Below are 17,008 nucleotides of genomic sequence, written 5' to 3'. Positions count from 1 at the left end.
GAGGGGGAAGTGGCGAAAATGCCGCATTTTTCACATCGGGCGCAAAACCCCGGGGAAGGCGAGCGGAATGGCGGCGAAAATCACGCTGCGCGGCTTTGAAATTCACAAGGAGTACCTCGACGATGCGGCGCAGAAGGCCCTGATCGGCGCTTTGCGGCCGGTGCTGAAGGCGGCGCCGCTGTTTTCGCCGGAAACCCGCTGGGGCAAGAAGATGTCGGTGCGGATGACCTCGGCGGGGAAATACGGCTGGTACTCGGACCGGGGCGGCTATCGCTATGCCGAAACCCACCCCGAGGGCATGGGCTGGCCGCCGATCCCGGAGGAGGTCCTCGCGATCTGGCGCGATGTGACCGGGCTGGAGCGGACGCCCGATTGCTGCCTGATCAACTACTACGGCGAAACCGCGCGCATGGGCCTGCATCAGGACCGGGACGAGGCGGATTTCACATGGCCGGTGCTTTCGGTCTCGCTGGGGGATGACGGGCTCTTCCGTGTCGGCAACGAGGAGCGCGGCGGCAAGACGGAGTCGATCTGGCTGGAATCGGGTGACGTGGTGCTGATGGGCGGCCCGGCGCGGCTGCTGCATCACGGGGTGGACCGCATCCGCTTCAAGTCCTCGCGGCTGCTGCCCAAGGGCGGGCGGATCAACCTGACCTGCCGCGTGGTGGACTGACGGGCCTCAGCGGGCGATGGAACAACAGCCCGCGTAATGCGCCGGGCCAAGGTCGCCGGTGAGGATCAGGTCCACGGTCAGGCCATAGGCCCGGTCCGACATGCCGTCGCTGCAGATCTCGCGCGCGACCGAAATGGTGCCCGCCACGTCCGCGCCCTTGCCGGTCAGCAGGATCGTGCCGTAGCGGTCGGGGCGGCCCGAGGCATTGCCCTGCCAGCCGGAGGGCAGGAATGTCGCGGCTCCGCCGGCCTGCTGGAAGGTCCAGCCCGTGCCTTCGGGCAGCAGGGACCAGAACGGCTCGGTCCCGAAACAGCGGGCGAGGGCGGGCTGCGCGCCGTCCGCCTGCCCCGGCTGGCGCGTGAGATAGGCGGGCGAGGCCCAGCCTGCCGTCTCGCCGCCGTTGACCCGCAGCCAGCCGCTGTCGGCATCGGCCTCCACCGCCTCGACCCCTGTGGCATCGGGGGCCAGCGTGCCGACGATGGGGGCGGAGGGATCGGGCGTCGCGCGCATGTTCAGCACGTCATCGGCGGCCACGCCGCTGACGTCATAGAGCGCCGGGAACCCCTGTTGCGCCAGCAGCGCCGCGGGGGTGAATATCAGGACCAGAGAGAGGAAAAACCGTTTCATCGCTTTGCGTTCCAAGAAACGGAGGCGTGACGCCGGGTGTAGAACTCGGCCATCAGCCCCACCATGAGAAAGGCGATCCCGACATAGATCGGGTACTCGATCGACGTATAGCGCGGCGAATAGTTGATGAAGACGAAGCCGCGGGACTGGTCGATGGTGTGGAACAGCGGGTTCCAGTCGAACATCGCCAGCATGTAGGCGGGCAGTTGGTTGGCCACGAACATCTTGCCCGAGGCGATCATGTTGGCCCGCTGGTAGACGGTGGTGAAGATCTTCACGAAGGTCGGGAACCACGGCTTGATCGCCAGCAGCAGCAGGCCGAGGGCGATCCCCGTGAACCACGCGATCAGCAGGCAGCCGAAGGCCGCGATCGGGCGGTCGATGGTGAAGCGCGTGTGCACGACGTCATAGATGAACAGGATCAGGAAGAGCGACAGCACCTGGATGTAGAGCGTGGAGAGCGCGGCTGCGGCGATGGAGATCACCGTGTTCATCGGCGCGTGCTGCATCATCGGCGAGGCGGGCCCCTCGGATCCCACGACCGCGCCCAGTGTCTTGGCATGGGTCATATAGAGGAAGACGCCCGACATGATGTAGAGCAGGAAATCCCCCCGGATCGCCGAGGAGCGCAGCCCCAGAAGCGAGAACATGATGTAGAAGGCGAGGATGAAGACCGCGACCTGGATCATGTTCATCACGATGGACATCATCGCGTTGGCATGGCCCTTGCGCACGTTGCGTACCGTGGCGTGGTAGATCAGCTCAAGGATCGTGACGGCGGATTGCAGCCGCGTTCCCGTGCGCCGTTGCTGAAACATGGAGGCCGCTCCGCTCTACCTGTTCTCTGGGACCTGTCCGCCGCCCGTGTCTGACGGGGCTGCCGGGGGCCGTGACGCCGGGTCCTGCCCGCGGGGCAGGGTGGCCTTGCTCTTCGCCGTGGCGTTCAGCATAACGATGTGGCGTCGATTTTTCAACGGAACCGGCGCCTTGACTGGACCTTCGCCGGAGATTGATCGTTTTGGATTACGAAAAGCTTGCCACCGTCATGCGTGACCTCGCCATCCAGGCCGGAGAGGTGATCATGGAGGTCTACAATTCCGACGAATTCGACGTGAAGGCGAAGTCCGACGACAGCCCGGTGACCGAGGCGGACGAGAAGGCCGATGCGCTGATCTCGGCCGGTCTGCGCGCGGCCTTTCCCGATGTGACGCTGGTGACCGAGGAACAGGCCGCCACCCATGCGGTGCAGGCCTCGACCTTCCTGATCGTGGACCCGCTGGACGGGACCAAGGAATTCGTCCAGCGCCGCGGCGATTTCACCGTGAACATCGCCTATGTCGTGGATGGCGTGCCGGTGCGTGGCGTGGTCTATGCCCCTGCGAAAGGCCGCATGTTCTTCACCGATGCCGAAGGCGCCTCGGTGGAAGAAGCGGGCCCCTTCGTGCCCGGCACCCTCGGCGCGCTGACCCCGATCAGGGTCTCGGACGCGGACAACGGCGCGCTGCGCGTCGTGGCCTCCAAGTCGCACCGGGATCAGGCGACGGACGACTACATCAACAAGTACGCCGTGGCCGACACCAAGAGCGCAGGCTCCTCGCTGAAGTTCTGCCTCGTCGCGACCGGCGAGGCCGATCTCTACCCCCGCGTGGGCCGCACGATGGAGTGGGACACCGCCGCGGGTCACGCGGTCCTAGGCGGGGCCGGCGGCAAGGTCGTCCGCTTCGACGACCATTCCCCGCTGGTCTACGGCAAGGAGGGCTACGCGAACCCCTTCTTCATCGCCTACGCGCCCAACGTCGCCCTGAAACCCGCCTGATGACGGGCCCCGCTGCGACAGGGCTGCGGGGCATGGCTGCCCGCTGCGCCGGGCTCTGCCGACGTGGCGCGGTGGCGTCATCCTGTCTGCGCCGCTGCGCCGGGGGGACGGGATGAGCGACCTTCCGGTCAGCGTCGTGGTGGTCAGCCGCGGCCGGCCGGAGCGGCTCAAGTCCTGCCTCGGCGGGCTGAGCTACCTGTTTCACGACTGTTACGAGATCATCGTGGTGGCCGATACCGCCGGTCTGACCGCGGTGGCCGAAACGGGGCTGGCCGAAGAGATCAAGACCGTCCACTTCGACGAGGCCAACATCAGCGCCGCGCGCAACCTTGGCATCGCGCAGGCCGCGGGAGAGATCGTCGCCTTCATCGACGACGACGCGGTGCCCGAGCCGATGTGGCTGGCCCATCTGGCCGCGCCCTTCGCGCGCCCCGAGGTGGGGGCCGCAGGCGGTTTCGTCCGCGGCCGCAACGGGATCACCTTCCAGTATCGCGCCCGCAGCGTCGACGGCACCGGGCAGGCCCGGCCGCTGGAGGTCGATCCGCGGCAGCCCACGCTGTTGCGGCCCGCACAGGGCCGCGCGATCAAGACCGAAGGCACCAACATGGCCGTCCGCCGGGATGTGCTGGCCGGCCTCGGGGGCTTCGATCCGTCCTACCGCTTCTACCTCGACGAGACCGACCTCAACATGCGCCTTGCGCGGCGCGACACGGTCACCGCGATCGTGCCGCTGGCGGAGGTTCACCACGCCTATGCGCCCTCCCTGCGGCGTCGGGCGGATCGCGCGCCGCGCGACCTCTTCGAGAAGGCGGCCAGCCAGGCGGTCTACCTTGGCCGGTATTGTCCGCAAGACAGGCACGGGGACCTCTGGCAGGCGATGCGGCGGGAGGAGCGCGACAACGCCCTGCGGCACATGGTGGCCGGAAGGCTGGAGCCCAGAGAGGTGCGGGCCCTGATGGCCAGCTTCGACGCGGGCCGGGAGGAAGGGGCCGCGCGGCAGCCGGTGCGGATGCCCGCCATCCCCCATGCCCGCGAGGGGTTCCGCCTCTTTAGCAGCCGGGCGCAGGGGTCTGCGGTCCTTTCGGCGCGGACCTGGCGATCGGGCCAGACGATGTCCGAGGCGCGGCGCCGGGCTGCCGAGGGACAGAACGTCTCGGTCTTCCTCTTCTCGCGGACCGCGCTCTACCATCAGGTCCGCTCTCCCGCGCCGGGCATCTGGGTGCAGAGCGGCGGGCTCTGGGGCCGCAGCGAGCGATCTGGCCCCCTGTTTGGCCTGCGCAGCTTTTCAGCAAGGACTTCGGCAGAATGTCGCCGTGTTGCACTGCAGCGTGGAATCGGTTGAAATGCGACCGTTAACCACAATACCTTATGACATAATACATTTGCGCCCCCGTTCTATCCGAAGGAGCGTTTGCTTGGACCGCCGTGAATGCTAGGTTGACCGGCGAACGCCCCGAGGGTCGGGCAAAACGATTTAGACAATCTGTGAGGAATTGACATGACGAACAAGGTTACGAAGGCAGTGTTCCCCGTCGCGGGCCTGGGCACGCGCTTTTTGCCCGCCACGAAGTCTGTCCCCAAGGAAATCATGACCCTCGTTGATCGTCCGCTGATCCAGTACGCGATCGACGAAGCCCGGGCCGCCGGGATCAAGGAGTTCATCTTCGTCACCTCGCGCGGCAAGTCCGCGCTGGAGGATTACTTCGACCATTCGCCCGCGCTCGAAGCCGAGCTGGAGCGCAAGGGCAAGGACGACCTGCTGAAGGTCCTTGAAGACACCAACATGGACAGCGGCGCGATCGCCTACATCCGGCAGCACAAGGCGCTGGGCCTCGGCCACGCGGTGTGGTGTGCCCGCCGCATGATCGGCAACGAGCCCTTCGCGGTGATCCTGCCCGATGACGTGATCGCGGCCGAGAAGCCCTGCCTTCAGCAGATGGTCGAGGCCTACGAAGAGAAGCCCGCGAACTACGTCGCCGCGATGGAAGTGCCGCGCGCCAAGACCAGCTCCTACGGCATCCTCGCCACCGGCGCCGAGTCCGGCCAGACCGTCGAGGTCACCGGCATGGTCGAGAAGCCCAAGGCCGAGGAAGCGCCCTCGAACCTCGCAGTCATCGGTCGCTACATCCTGACGCCGAAGATCCTCGAGAACCTCGAGTCCAAGGAAACCGGCGCAGGCGGCGAGATCCAGCTGACCGACGCGATCGCCAAGGAGATCACCGGCGAAGGCGTCAACGGCTTCCGCTTCCAGGGTCAGCGTTTTGACTGCGGCTCCAAGGCAGGCTTCCTGCAGGCGACCGTCTCCTTCGGCCTGTCCCGGCCCGAACTGCGTGACGACCTGATGGGCTTCATCCAGGACATCGTCCACATGGACAAGGCAGCGCAGTAACGCGCGACAAGGGCCGGTCCGTATGACGAATATCCTTGTGACAGGCGGTGCGGGCTATATCGGCTCGCACGCCTGCAAGGCACTGAAGCGGGCTGGCTATACGCCCGTGTGCTACGACAGCCTCGTGACGGGCTGGGAGGAGGCCGTGAAGTTCGGCCCCTTCGAAAAGGGCGAGCTCTCCGACCGGGCGCGCCTTGACGACGTCTTCAGGAAATACAAACCGGCGGCCGTGATGCATTTCGCGGCCCTCAGCCAGGTCGGCGAGAGCATGCGCGAGCCGGGGCTCTACTGGCGCGCCAATGTTCTGTCCTCGCTCACGCTGATCGAGGCGACGGTGGCGGCCGGGGTGAAGAACTTCGTCTTCTCCTCCACCTGCGCGACCTACGGCGATCAGGACAACGTGGTGCTGAACGAAAGCTCGGCCCAGTATCCGATCAACGCCTATGGCGGCTCCAAACGGGCGATCGAGGACATCCTGCGGGACTTCGGCGCGTCCAATGGGCTGGAGAGCGTGATCTTCCGCTACTTCAACGTGGCCGGTGCTGACCCGGAAGCCGAGGTGGGCGAATTCCACCAACCCGAGACGCACCTGATCCCGCTGATGCTGGACGCCATTGCCGGCAAGCGTGACGCGCTGACCATCTTCGGGACGGATTACGAGACGCCGGACGGCACCTGCATCCGCGACTACGTCCATGTCTGTGACCTCGTGGATGCCCATGTTCTGGGCCTGAAATGGCTGGAAGAGGGCAAGGGCAGCCGGATCTTCAACCTCGGCACCGGGACAGGCTTCTCCGTCCGAGAGGTGATCGATCACTCCCGCTCCGTCACCAACAAGGACGTGCCCTACACCGAGGGCGACCGCCGTCCCGGCGACTGCACCAAGCTTGTCTCCGGCTCCACCCGCGCGGTGGAGGAACTGGGCTGGACGCCCGACCGCTCCACGTTGCAGACTATGATCAGCGACGCATGGCGGTGGCACCAGACTGGGCACTACGACAAATAACCCCCCTGCGCGGCTGCTGGACATCACCCGTCTGGCCAGCCGCGCCGGCCGCGTCCTCACCGGCGTGGATCGGGTGGAGCGTGCCTATCTCTCCCATCTCCTGACCCTCGACACTCCCGTCTACGGCCTGGCCAAGGTGGCGGGGGGCTATGTCCTGCTGGACCGCGCGGGCCTCAGTGCCTTCCTCGACCGGGTCGATGGTCATGCGCCCTGGGGCCGGCGGGATCCGGTGGCGCGGCTGTCGCGCAGGCTGGATCTCTGGCAGGGGCGGGCGCAGTCCGACCTGCGCCGTCTCGCCATCGCGAGGGCACCGCGCATCGCGCTCGGCTGGCTGATGCGGCGGTTGCCCAACGGGCTCGTCTACCTCAACACTGGCCACAGCGCCCTGAGCGCCCGGGTGATCAGCGCGGTGCGGCGCAAGCAGGGTCGGGTGAGTGTCCTGCTGCACGACACAATCCCGCTCGACTATCCGCAGTTCCAGAGGCCGGGCACCGTGGAGCGTTTCCACCGGATGCTGAAGCTGGCGGGCAACGGGGCCGACCTGCTGATCTACAACTCCGCCGCGACGCAGGCGGCGGTGGAGCGTCACCTGACACCGATGGGACGCATTCCACCCGGCGTGGTGGCGCATCTGGGGCTCGACCTCGCGATCCCGCGTGCCGGGGACCTGCCGGAGGGCCTGCCACCCGCGCAGCCCTACTTCGTCGCGCTCGGCACGGTGGAGCCGCGCAAGAACCACGCGCTCCTCCTCGAGATCTGGCAGAAGATGCCCCGTGAGGGCGCCCGGCTCCTGATCTGCGGCGCGCGCGGTTGGCGCAACGAGGAGACCTTTGCCACGCTCGACCGGATGAAGGCCGAGGGCGCCGCGGTGGAGGAATGGCCCGGCCTCTCGGACGGGGCCGTGGGGACGCTTCTGGAGGGCGCGCGGGGCCTCGTGTTTCCCTCGCTGGCCGAGGGCTTCGGCCTGCCGCTGATCGAGGCCGCGGCCCTTGGGTGCCCCATATTTTGTTGCGACCTCGCGGTCACACGCGAGGTTCTGGGAGATATTCCCGTTTACCTGCCCATGGACGATGTCTATTCATGGGTCAAAGAACTCGAAAATGTCGCAGAGACACCGCGGGTCGCGCCGGTATTCACGCCGCCGACATGGCAGGATCACTTCAAGATCGTCTTAAAGATGACCTGATATGGCAAACCCGATGGTAACCCTGCGTCGGAGCAGTTTGCTGAGGGTGTGAGTATCGCTTCGTCATATCGCCTGCGGCTCCAGCGGAAACGCTGGCTGATCCGAGCATTCCGCAAGCGGCGGGAATTGCGCGTGCTGTCGGACAAGACGCGCCGCATCCGGTCCCGCGACATCCTCGTCTTCTCGACCCTGCGGAACGAGCAGGTGCGGCTGCCCTACTTCCTCCAGTATTACCGCGAGATGGGCGTCAGCCACTTCCTCTTCGTGGACAACGACAGCACCGACGGCTCGGCCGATTACCTCGCGCAGCAGGCCGATTGTTCGGTCTGGACCACGCAGGCGGGCTACAAGCGGGCGCGCTTCGGTGTCGACTGGCTGAACTGGCTGCAGATGAAATACGGCCACGGCCACTGGACGCTGGTGGTCGATCCGGATGAATTCCTCGTCTACCCGTTCTGCGATACCCGGGCCCTGCCGGCGCTCTGCGACTGGCTCGATGCCTCCTCGATCAAGTCCTTCTCGGCCATGCTGCTGGACATGTACCCCAAGGGGCGGCTCGACGCGCAGCCCTATACGCCGGGGCAGGATCCGCTTGAGATCGCCAACTGGTTCGACGCCGGGAACTACACCTTCGAGAAAAACCACCGCTACGGGAACCTCTGGATACAGGGCGGCCCCCGGATGCGGGTCTTCTTCCCCGAGACACCGGCCCGGGCCCCGGCGCTGAACAAGATCCCGCTGGTGAAGTGGGACCGGAAGTACGCCTATGTCTCCTCGACCCACATGCTGCTGCCGCGCGGGCTGAACCAGGTCTTCGACGAGTTCGGCGGCGAGAAGGCCTCGGGCGTGCTGCTGCACACCAAGTTCCTCGACACGTTCAACACCAAGGCCAAGGAGGAGTTGCAGCGCAAGCAGCACTACGCCGCCTCGGTCGAATACCGGGCCTATGCGGATACGCTGAAGGATGACCCGGACCTGTGGTGCAACTGGTCCGAGAAGTACATCAACTGGCGCCAGCTGGAGATCCTCGGCCTCATGTCCAAGGGCAACTGGGCATGACGGCGAGCGTGGGCATCATCATGCTGGTGCACACGGCCCTGAACCGGGCCGAACAGGTGGCGCGCCACTGGGCCGCCGCCGGCTGTCCGGTGGTGATCCACGCTGACCGCAATGTCAGCGCCAAGACCTATGGCGATTTCCGCAAGTCGCTGTCGGACGTGGAGAATGTGCGCTTCGTCCAGCGGCATCGATGCGAATGGGGCACCTGGGGCATCGTCGCCGCCACGCAGGAAGCCTCGGAGCGGATGCTTGAGGATTTCCCGGACGTGCGCCACGTCTACCTCGCCTCCGGCTCCTGCCTGCCGCTGCGCCCGGTGTCGGAGCTGATCGACTATCTTGCTGACCGCCCGCGCACCGATTTCATCGAGAGCGCCACCACCGCCGATGTCCCCTGGACCGTGGGCGGGCTGGACGCCGAACGCTTCACCCTGCGGTTCCCCTTCTCGTGGAAGCGGCACCGCTTTCTCTTCGACGGCTACGTGCGGCTTCAGCGGCGGCTGCGGATGCGGCGGCGCATCCCCAACGGCATCGTGCCGCACATGGGCTCGCAATGGTGGTGCCTGACGCGGCAGACGCTGTCCGCGATCCTCAACGACCCCGACCGCGACGCCTATGATCGCTACTTCAAGCGCGTCTGGATCCCGGACGAGAGCTATTTCCAGTCGCTGGCCCGGCTCTATGCCACCAATATCGAGAGCCGCTCGCTGACGCTGAGCAAGTTCGATTTCCAGGGCAAGCCGCACATCTTCTACGACGATCACCTGCAGCTGCTGCGCCGGTCGGATTGCTTCGTGGCGCGCAAGATCTGGCCCCATGCCGACAAGCTCTATCGCGTGCTGCTGTCCGAACCCAACGGCGAGCAGCGCCGGACCGAGCCGAACCCCGGCAAGATCGACCGCGTCTTCTCCAAGGCGGTGCAGCGTCGGACCCGGGGCCGCACCGGCCTCTACATGCAGAGCCGCTATCCCCGCGAGGGCTGGGAAAACGGGCTGACCGCGGACAAGTATTCCGTCTTCCAGGGCTTCGCCGAGCTCTTCGAGGATTTCGAGCACTGGCTTCAGCGGGCGACGGGCACGCGGGTCCATGGTCATCTCTTCGCGCCGGAGCGGGTCGAATACGCCGAACGTCAGGCCCACATGGCGGGCGCGCTTTCCGACAGTGCCGCGGCGCGGGACTACCGGCCACGGGACTTTCTGACCAACCTGCTGTGGAACACCCGGGGCGAGCGGCAGTGCTTCCAGTTCGGACCGCGCGACAACCAGGCGCTGATCTGGGACATGGCCAAGGACCCGAATGCGCAGATCAGCGTGATCAGCGGGTCCTGGGCGCTGCCGCTCTTCCGCTCGAACCGCGATTTCCCCGACATCCGTGCCGAGGCGGCAGAGTTGCAGCGGATCGAATCCCGCTTCCTCGACGCGCTGCATTCGCCCCATGCAAAGGCCCGCATCCGGGTCTGGACGCTGTCGGAATTCGTGGAATCCCCGATGGAGCCGCTGCAGCTGGTCATCGACGAGATCGGCGCCAAGACCCCGCGCCGTCTGGCCGAGGCCCCGGTGATGAGCGACCTCAAGGGGTTCGGGCATTTCCTGCAGAACCTGAAGAACCAGGGGATGCACCCCTATCTGACCGGCGATTTCCCGATCGACCCGACCGGCGGGCGGATACCCCCGAAACCCGGCAAGAAGCCCTATCTCGTGCGGAAGTGATCCATGGCGCGTTTCGACTATTTCATCGTTCTGGCAGAGATGCGGACCGGCTCGAACTTTCTCGAGGCGAACCTGAACGCCTTCCCGGGGCTGACCTGCCACGGCGAGGCCTTCAATCCCCATTTCATCGGCTATCCCAAGAACGAGACCCTGCTGGGCCTGACGCTGTACGCGCGCCAGCAGGCGCCGCAGCGGTTGCTGGACGCGGTGAAGGCCGATCACGGGCTGTCGGGCTTCCGTTTCTTCCATGACCATGATCCGCGCGTGCTGGACGTGGCCCTGCCCGACCCGCGCTGCGCCAAGATCATCCTGACCCGCAACCCGGTCGACAGCTATGTCAGCTGGAAGATCGCCCGCGCCACCGACCAGTGGAAGCTGACCGACGTGCGGCGCCGCAAGGAGAGCAAGGTCGACTTCGACCCGGTGGAGTTCGAGGCCCACCTCGAGACCCTGCAGAGCTTCCAGGTCCGGGTGATGAACGCGCTTCAGGTGACCGGCCAGACGGCCTTCTACGTCGATTATGACGACCTGCAGAGCCTCGACGTGATGAACGGCCTCGGGGCCTTCCTTGGCCAGAAGGACCGGCTGGAGTCGCTCGACAGCAAGCTGAAGCGCCAGAACCCCGAGCCGCTGGAGCAGAAGGTCGAGGATTTCGAGGGCATGGAGGCGGCGCTTGCACGCCTCGACCGGTTCAACCTCAACCGCACGCCCAACTTCGAACCGCGCCGCGGGGCACGGGTGCCGGATTACGTGGCCGGTGCCACGACGCCGCTGCTCTACATGCCCGTGCGCAACGGGCTGGAGGAGCGGGTGCGCGGCTGGCTGGCGGCGCTGGAGGGCGTACCGGTGGAGGAACTGCCCGGGGCCTTCTCGCAGAAGAGCCTGCGGCAGTGGAAGCGGGCCCGCCCGGGGCACCGCAGTTTCACCGTGGTGCGTCATCCGCTGGCGCGGGCCCATGCGGTCTTCTGTGATCGTATCCTGATGCCGGGGCCGCAGCGCTTCAACGAGATCCGGCGCGTGCTGCGCAAGCGCTATGCCCTGCCGATCCCGGCGGACATGGAGACGGCGGACTATACGCTGGAGCAGCACCGCGCCGCCTTCCGGGCCTTCCTCGAGTTCCTCAAGGCGAATCTCGCCGGGCAGACCACGGTGCGCAATGACGCGGCCTTCGCCACGCAGGCCGCCACGGTCGAGGGCATGGGCCTGTTTGCCCTGCCGGACCTGATCCTGCGCGAGGAAGAACTGGCGACCGAGTTGCCCGGGCTGGCCCGGCGTCTGGGTCATCCCGCACCGGCAGAGCCGCTGGCCGCCGAGGGCGACGCGCCCTATCCGCTCTCCGCCGTGGCGGATGCGGATCTCGCGGCGCTCTGCGCGGAGATCTACCAGCGGGATTACATGATCTTCGGGTTCGACACGGCCTGCCCGGTCTGAGCGGCGTGGCCTGATCGCTTTCGGCAGGGCGCGCCGCCGGACGCGCGCCGATCACTTGCTGCGATGACCGTTTTCTTCGAAGAAAACGGACCGGAATTTTTGAAAATTCCGGGCACAGCCGCGCCGTTGCGCACCGCCTGAAACGGTCGAAGGGAGGAAACGTCGCGCGGACAGGGCCCGCAAGCGGCAGGCTCAGCTCAGCCTCAGGCGGCCTGCACGCCCTGATCGGTGGTCAGGATCGCATAGAGCGTCGCGGCATCCGGGTTGGCGCGCAGTTTCTTGCGGAGGTTGGCGTCGCGCAGGGTGCGCGACACCAGGGCCAGGGCCTTCAGGTGGGTGACGCCCGCATCGAGCGGGGCGAAGAGCGCAAAGATCAGATCCACCGGCTGCCGGTCCACCGAGTCGAAGTCGACGGGCTTCTCCAGCAGGATGAAGGCCCCCGCAACGCTGTCGAGTTGTTCGAGGCGCGCGTGGGGCAGGGCCACACCGTGGCCCACGCCCGTGGGGCCGAGGCTTTCCCGCTCCTGCAAGGCTTCCACGACTGCATCCGCCGGCAGACCATAGGCCCCATGGGCCAGATCGCCGAGATCATGCAGCAGCCGCTTCTTGCTGGAGGCCGAGGCAATGACTTTCACTGCCCCGGGCTTCAGGATACCCGAAAGATCCATCAAAACTCACTCGCTCCGAACTACTCGCCGGGGCGTCTGCTCCCGATCACCTCAACTGCGCGGATCGATCCAACCGATGTTGCCGTCGTCGCGACGGTACACCACGTTCAATCCATTCTTGCCTTCGTGGCGGAACACGAGGACCGGCGCACCGGCAAGCTCCATCTGCATGACCGCCTCTCCGACAGAGAGGGATGGAATACGGGTTTCCATCTCGGCCACGATGATCGGCTGCAGCGTTGCGTCGTCCGACTCCTCGTCCTCCTGATCCGAGGCGAGGATATACGAGGAGCCTCCGAAGATTTCAACCGGCTCGGTCCGATCGCGGTGATGGTCTTTCAACCGGCGCTTGTAGCGGCGCAGCTGCTTCTCCATCCGCTCGCAGCATTTGTCGAAGGCGCCGTAGATCTCGGTCGACTTGGCGCTGGCCTGGGCCGTCAGCCCGGTGGAGAGATGCACGGTCGACTCGCAGACATACTCGTGCGCGTGCTTGGAAAAGACCACGACCGCGTCGGTGGGTCGCTGGGAATACTTGGCCACGGCTTCGCTCAGCTCGGTCTTCACGTGCGTTTGCAGCGCATCGCCAATATCGATCTGTTTGCCGGTGATTTCGTAGCGCATCCTGTCTCCTTCACTTGACAATTCGGGTGTCGTCCGGCGGTGGATCCGCCGGGCCGCTCAGGTCCGAATGCTGCGGATGGACAGCGTTGCGGCAGGTCCGGACATGAAAAGACCTGCCTTTCCCGCAGTGGCGGGCCAGGGCAGGCCGGACATGTGTCGCAATGCTGTCATACCTTCATATGAAGGTACTCAACCGGGATCTGTCAACGGAATCCGGAAACGAGGGTTTGCGGCTTCTTGCTGCATCTGGCCGACGGCATGGCGAATTCGGGCCAATAACGAAAGGGTTACGGAACAGGGTCAGGAAATACGGAAATTATCGCCGAGGTACACTCTGCGGACATTTTCGTTCTGAACCACGTCTTCCGGGGTCCCGGACATCAGCATCTTGCCGTCGTGCAGGATATAGGCGCGGTCCACGATCTCGAGGGTCTCGCGCACGTTGTGGTCGGTGATCAGCACGCCGATTCCCCGTTTCTTCAGGTCCGCCACGAGGTGCCGGATATCCCCGACCGAGATCGGATCGACGCCCGCGAAGGGCTCGTCCAGCAGCAGGTAGCGCGGTTCGGCCGCGAGGCAGCGGGCAATCTCCACCCGGCGCCGTTCCCCGCCCGACAGCGCAAGCGCGGGGGCGCGGCGCAGGTGTTCGATGGAGAACTCCGACAGCAGCTCTTCCAGCCGTTCGCGCCGCTTGTGGGTGTCGCGGTGCGTGATCTCGAGAATGGCGAGGATGTTGTCCTCGACCGAGAGCCCTCGAAAGATCGACATCTCCTGCGGCAGGTAGCCGATGCCCATCTTGGCGCGGCGGTACATCGGCAGGCCGGTCACCTCGCGGCCGTCGATCGTGACGGTGCCGCCCTCGGGCAGGACCAGCCCGGCGATCGCGTAGAAGGTCGTCGTCTTGCCCGAGCCGTTCGGCCCGAGCAGCGCCACCACTTCGCCCCGGTCGAGCTGCATCGACACGTCGCGAATCACCACGCGCTTCTTGTAGCTCTTGCGCAGGTTCTGGATGCGCAGGCCGTGGTCACCTTCGGTGACGGTCAGGTCAGGGGCGGGGGCCATGGGTCATTCGCTGCCGGGTTGCAGCACGGTGCGCACACGGCCCTGCATCTCGGCGTTTCCGGTCTTGAGGTTCACGATCATGGACTGGGATGTAAGCGTGCTGCGGCCCTGTGCAACCATGACATCGCCAGACATCGTCACGACGCCGCTCTCGATGTCGTATTCCGCCTGTTTCGCCTCGGCCGCGTCCTCGCCGCTGACAAGCAGCACGTTGCCGTCGGCGCGCAGGGCCTGGATCGCGCTCTGGTCCTGGGCGTAGACCACGGTGACCGTATCGGCAGAGAGCTTGGTCAGCCCCTGCACCACCAGCACGTTGCCCTTGAAGATCGCGGTGCCGTCGGTCTGGCTGACCGAGAGGCTGTCCGCGTCCACTTCGACCGGCGCCTGGGTGTCCGAGGGGCCGTTGCCGAAGGCGATCCCCTGCGCGAGCCCGGCCTGCGGCAGCAGAAGCAGCGCGGCGGACAGGATCAGGGCGGGGGTGACGGCCCTACGGGCCCGGCTGGAAAGGGTCACGGCGTGTCGTCCTCGTTACCTCGCGGGTCGTATATCAGCTTAACCCCGTCGGTGAAAACCAATTGCGCGTCCGATCCGTCCGCTTGCGTCGTGAGGACCATCTTTCCGGCAGTGAACTGGCCCGGCGGGCCCTCGGCCCGTACGGTGCCGGGGGTTTCCGCCTTCACGGTGCGCAGCGCGCTGACCAGTTCCTCGGTCTCGATCCGGTAGCCCTCGGAGGAGGTGATGACCACGTTGCCCTTCAGCGTGGCGCGGTCGCCGGGATCGTCGAAGGCGCCGCCATCGGCGGTGAAGGTGATCGCGGCCCCGGCCTTCAGGTCGATCCGCGCGTCGACCTCGTCGGCGTCGAGGCGCGAGCGGCCCTCGGGATCGGGCCGGGCGACGGCGGCGGTGAAGGCGATCAGGTCACCTCCCGCGGTGGCTCCGGCAAAGGTGGGATCGGTGATCTGCTGGTTGCGGATGCGTTCCTGCAGGTCGGTGTCGGCAAAGGGCAGCTCTGCCGAGGGGCCCACGGTGCGGGCGAGCAGGAAGAGCGTCGACAGCAGCGCCAGCGCCGCCAGCGGCAGGATCACCTTGAGCCAGGCGATCACGCGGGAATATCGGTCCTCGCGCCACGCCATCTCAGCCGAGCCCGACGCGCAGGCAGTCGTGGATGTGCAGCAGCCCCTGCGCCGTTGCCGGACCCGCCGGGTCCACCACGAAGAGGCAGGTGATCTTGCGTTCGTTCATCAGCGCGACGGCCTCCTGCGCGAGGGCATCGGGCGCGATGGTGCGCGGGGCGGCGGTCATCACCTCCGCCGCCGTATGGGACAGCAGCCCGTCCATGTGCCGCCGCAGGTCACCGTCGGTGACGATACCGGTCAGCCGGCCCCCGGCATCGGTCACGCCGACCACGCCGAACCCCTTGGAGGAGATCTCCAGCAGCACCTCGGACATGGGCGTCTCGCCACGCACCAGCGGCAGGGCTTCGCCCACATGCATCAGGTCACGGACCCGGCTCAGCTGCGCCCCCAGCTTGCCACCGGGGTGGAAGTTGCGGAAATGCTCGGCGGTGAACTTGCGGTGCTCCATCAGGGCCACGGCCATCGCATCGCCAAGCGCCAGCGTCATGGTGGTGGAGGAGGTCGGCACCACGCCGGTGCCACAGGCTTCCTCGGCCCGGGGCAGGACGATGGCCACGTCGGATTGGGTCAGCAGGGTGGACCCGGGCCGGCTGGCGACGCCGATCATCGGGATGCGGAAGCGCCGGGTGTAGGAGATGATGTCCGCCAGTTCCGGCGTCTCGCCCGAATTCGACAGCACCAGCACCACGTCGTCATTGGTCAGCATCCCGAGGTCGCCGTGGCTGGCCTCGGCGGGATGGACGAATTGCGCGGGCGTGCCGGTTGAGGCCAGCGTGGCCGCGATCTTGCGCCCGATGTGTCCCGACTTGCCCATGCCGCTGACGATGACCCGGCCCCGGACGTTGAGCATCAGCTCCACCGCCTGCGCCACGCTCTCGCCAAGCGCGGCTTCAAGCTGGCCCAGGGCCTCCGCCTCGATCCGGATCACCCGGCGGGCTGTGTCGAGGAAGGTCTCGTGGTCGGTCATCGCTGCGCCTCTCAGGTGTGGGCGAAGATATCGGTGTCGGGCCAGCCTTCGAGGTCGAGCAGCGCCCGGGTGGGCAGGAAGTCGAAACAGGCCTGCGCGAGGGCGGTGCGGCCTTCGCGGGCAAGGCGCAGGTCAAGCTCGCCCTTCAGGCGGTGCAGGTGGAGCACGTCCGAGGCGGCATAGTCCAGCTGCGCCTGCGTCAGCGTCTCGGCGCCCCAGTCGCTGGATTGCTGCTGCTTCGAGATGTCGGTGCCCAGCAGGTCCTGCGTCAGGTTCCGCAGGCCGTGGCGGTCGGTGTAGGTGCGCACCATGCGGCTGGCGATCTTGGTGCAATAGACCGGGGCGGCAAGCGCGCCGAAGGCCTTGTACATGGCGGCGATGTCGAAGCGGCCATAGTGGAAGAGCTTCAGCACCTGCGGGTCGAGCAGCAGCGCCTCGAGGTTGGGCGCGCGGGTCTGCCCCTTGGCGATCTGCACGATATGGGCATGGCCGTCGCCCGAGGAAAGCTGCACGACGCAGAGCCGGTCACGGCCCGGCACGAGGCCCATGGTCTCGCAGTCGATCGCCACGGAAGGCCCCAAGTCGAGCCCGTCGGGAAGGTCGCCCTTATGCAGGTAGTTGGTCACGTCCGCCTCTTTGCACCGCTGTCGCCTTGGGACAT

18 protein-coding genes are annotated in these 17,008 nt (G+C 66.4%); 9 read left to right on the top strand and 9 right to left on the bottom strand.

Features of this window, described 5'->3' with window-relative positions:
* The first annotated feature begins 67 nt into the window (after nucleotides 1-67).
* On the top strand, nucleotides 68-673 hold the full coding sequence (locus ACX9MO_RS07875) for an alpha-ketoglutarate-dependent dioxygenase AlkB family protein (protein ID WP_222490860.1): 606 nt from the start codon (nucleotides 68-70) through the stop codon (nucleotides 671-673).
* Nucleotides 674-679: 6 nt separating this feature from the next.
* Here ACX9MO_RS07875 and ACX9MO_RS07870 read toward each other — a convergent pair whose 3' ends face one another.
* On the bottom strand, nucleotides 680-1,300 hold the full coding sequence (locus ACX9MO_RS07870) for an SH3 domain-containing protein (protein ID WP_462214140.1): 621 nt from the start codon (nucleotides 1,298-1,300) through the stop codon (nucleotides 680-682).
* The gene (locus ACX9MO_RS07865) at nucleotides 1,297-2,118 is read right to left on the bottom strand and encodes an ABC transporter permease (RefSeq protein WP_222490861.1); all 822 of its coding nucleotides are present in this window, start codon (nucleotides 2,116-2,118) and stop codon (nucleotides 1,297-1,299) included. The genes ACX9MO_RS07870 and ACX9MO_RS07865 overlap by 4 nt, the downstream gene beginning before the upstream one ends.
* A 200-nt stretch (nucleotides 2,119-2,318) precedes the next feature.
* Here ACX9MO_RS07865 and cysQ point away from each other — a divergent pair, with 200 nt between their 5' ends.
* The 8 genes from cysQ to ACX9MO_RS07825 all read left to right on the top strand — a co-directional run bounded on the left by cysQ (nucleotide 2,319) and on the right by ACX9MO_RS07825 (nucleotide 11,893).
* On the top strand, nucleotides 2,319-3,116 hold the full coding sequence (cysQ, locus tag ACX9MO_RS07860) for a 3'(2'),5'-bisphosphate nucleotidase CysQ (protein WP_462214139.1): 798 nt from the start codon (nucleotides 2,319-2,321) through the stop codon (nucleotides 3,114-3,116).
* Nucleotides 3,117-3,228: 112 nt separating this feature from the next.
* Nucleotides 3,229-4,458, top strand: coding sequence for a glycosyltransferase family 2 protein (locus ACX9MO_RS07855; RefSeq protein ID WP_462214138.1), 1,230 nt, complete (start codon nucleotides 3,229-3,231; stop codon nucleotides 4,456-4,458).
* Nucleotides 4,459-4,614: 156 nt separating this feature from the next.
* Nucleotides 4,615-5,505, top strand: a complete 891-nt coding sequence (gene galU, locus ACX9MO_RS07850; RefSeq protein ID WP_222490864.1) for a UTP--glucose-1-phosphate uridylyltransferase GalU — start codon at nucleotides 4,615-4,617, stop codon at nucleotides 5,503-5,505.
* Nucleotides 5,506-5,527: 22 nt separating this feature from the next.
* Nucleotides 5,528-6,511 carry a UDP-glucose 4-epimerase GalE gene (gene galE / locus ACX9MO_RS07845; protein ID WP_462214137.1) on the top strand — a complete coding sequence of 328 codons (984 nt, stop codon included), beginning with the start codon at nucleotides 5,528-5,530 and terminating at the stop codon, nucleotides 6,509-6,511.
* Between the two features lie 73 nt (nucleotides 6,512-6,584).
* A complete protein-coding gene (locus ACX9MO_RS07840; RefSeq protein WP_462214136.1) occupies nucleotides 6,585-7,697 on the top strand; it encodes a glycosyltransferase family 4 protein in 1,113 nt (370 codons plus the stop codon).
* 48 nt (nucleotides 7,698-7,745) lie between these two features.
* Nucleotides 7,746-8,756: a glycosyltransferase family 2 protein gene (locus ACX9MO_RS07835; protein ID WP_462214135.1), complete on the top strand. Its 1,011-nt coding sequence runs from the start codon at nucleotides 7,746-7,748 to the stop codon at nucleotides 8,754-8,756.
* Nucleotides 8,753-10,462: a DUF5927 domain-containing protein gene (locus ACX9MO_RS07830; RefSeq protein WP_462214134.1), complete on the top strand. Its 1,710-nt coding sequence runs from the start codon at nucleotides 8,753-8,755 to the stop codon at nucleotides 10,460-10,462. Before ACX9MO_RS07835 ends, ACX9MO_RS07830 begins: the two co-directional genes overlap by 4 nt.
* Nucleotides 10,463-10,465: 3 nt before the next feature.
* On the top strand, nucleotides 10,466-11,893 hold the full coding sequence (locus ACX9MO_RS07825) for a nodulation protein NodH (RefSeq protein WP_462214133.1): 1,428 nt from the start codon (nucleotides 10,466-10,468) through the stop codon (nucleotides 11,891-11,893).
* Between the two features lie 203 nt (nucleotides 11,894-12,096).
* On the opposite strand, the gene ACX9MO_RS07820 is transcribed toward ACX9MO_RS07825, so the two are convergent.
* From ACX9MO_RS07820 to ACX9MO_RS07790, 7 genes are all read right to left on the bottom strand, one after another.
* Nucleotides 12,097-12,561 (bottom strand): PTS sugar transporter subunit IIA, encoded by a 465-nt coding sequence (locus ACX9MO_RS07820; RefSeq protein WP_222490867.1) that lies wholly within the window; start codon nucleotides 12,559-12,561, stop codon nucleotides 12,097-12,099.
* A 51-nt stretch (nucleotides 12,562-12,612) separates the two neighbouring features.
* Entirely contained in the window at nucleotides 12,613-13,182 is a 570-nt protein-coding gene (hpf, locus tag ACX9MO_RS07815) for a ribosome hibernation-promoting factor, HPF/YfiA family (RefSeq protein WP_222490868.1), read from the bottom strand.
* A gap of 300 nt (nucleotides 13,183-13,482) precedes the next feature.
* Entirely contained in the window at nucleotides 13,483-14,244 is a 762-nt protein-coding gene (lptB, locus tag ACX9MO_RS07810; protein ID WP_222490869.1) for an LPS export ABC transporter ATP-binding protein, read from the bottom strand.
* Between the two features lie 3 nt (nucleotides 14,245-14,247).
* A complete protein-coding gene (gene lptA, locus ACX9MO_RS07805) occupies nucleotides 14,248-14,757 on the bottom strand; it encodes a lipopolysaccharide transport periplasmic protein LptA (protein ID WP_222490870.1) in 510 nt (169 codons plus the stop codon).
* Nucleotides 14,754-15,347: an LPS export ABC transporter periplasmic protein LptC gene (lptC, locus tag ACX9MO_RS07800; RefSeq protein WP_222490871.1), complete on the bottom strand. Its 594-nt coding sequence runs from the start codon at nucleotides 15,345-15,347 to the stop codon at nucleotides 14,754-14,756. Before lptC ends, lptA begins: the two co-directional genes overlap by 4 nt.
* A gap of 31 nt (nucleotides 15,348-15,378) precedes the next feature.
* On the bottom strand, nucleotides 15,379-16,347 hold the full coding sequence (locus ACX9MO_RS07795; RefSeq protein ID WP_462214132.1) for a KpsF/GutQ family sugar-phosphate isomerase: 969 nt from the start codon (nucleotides 16,345-16,347) through the stop codon (nucleotides 15,379-15,381).
* A gap of 11 nt (nucleotides 16,348-16,358) precedes the next feature.
* On the bottom strand, nucleotides 16,359-16,973 hold the full coding sequence (locus ACX9MO_RS07790; protein ID WP_462214131.1) for a ribonuclease D: 615 nt from the start codon (nucleotides 16,971-16,973) through the stop codon (nucleotides 16,359-16,361).
* Between the last annotated feature and the right edge of the window lie 35 nt (nucleotides 16,974-17,008).

Source organism: Pseudooceanicola profundus, assembly GCF_054919315.1.
This window is presented reverse-complemented; position numbering and strand designations above follow the sequence as displayed.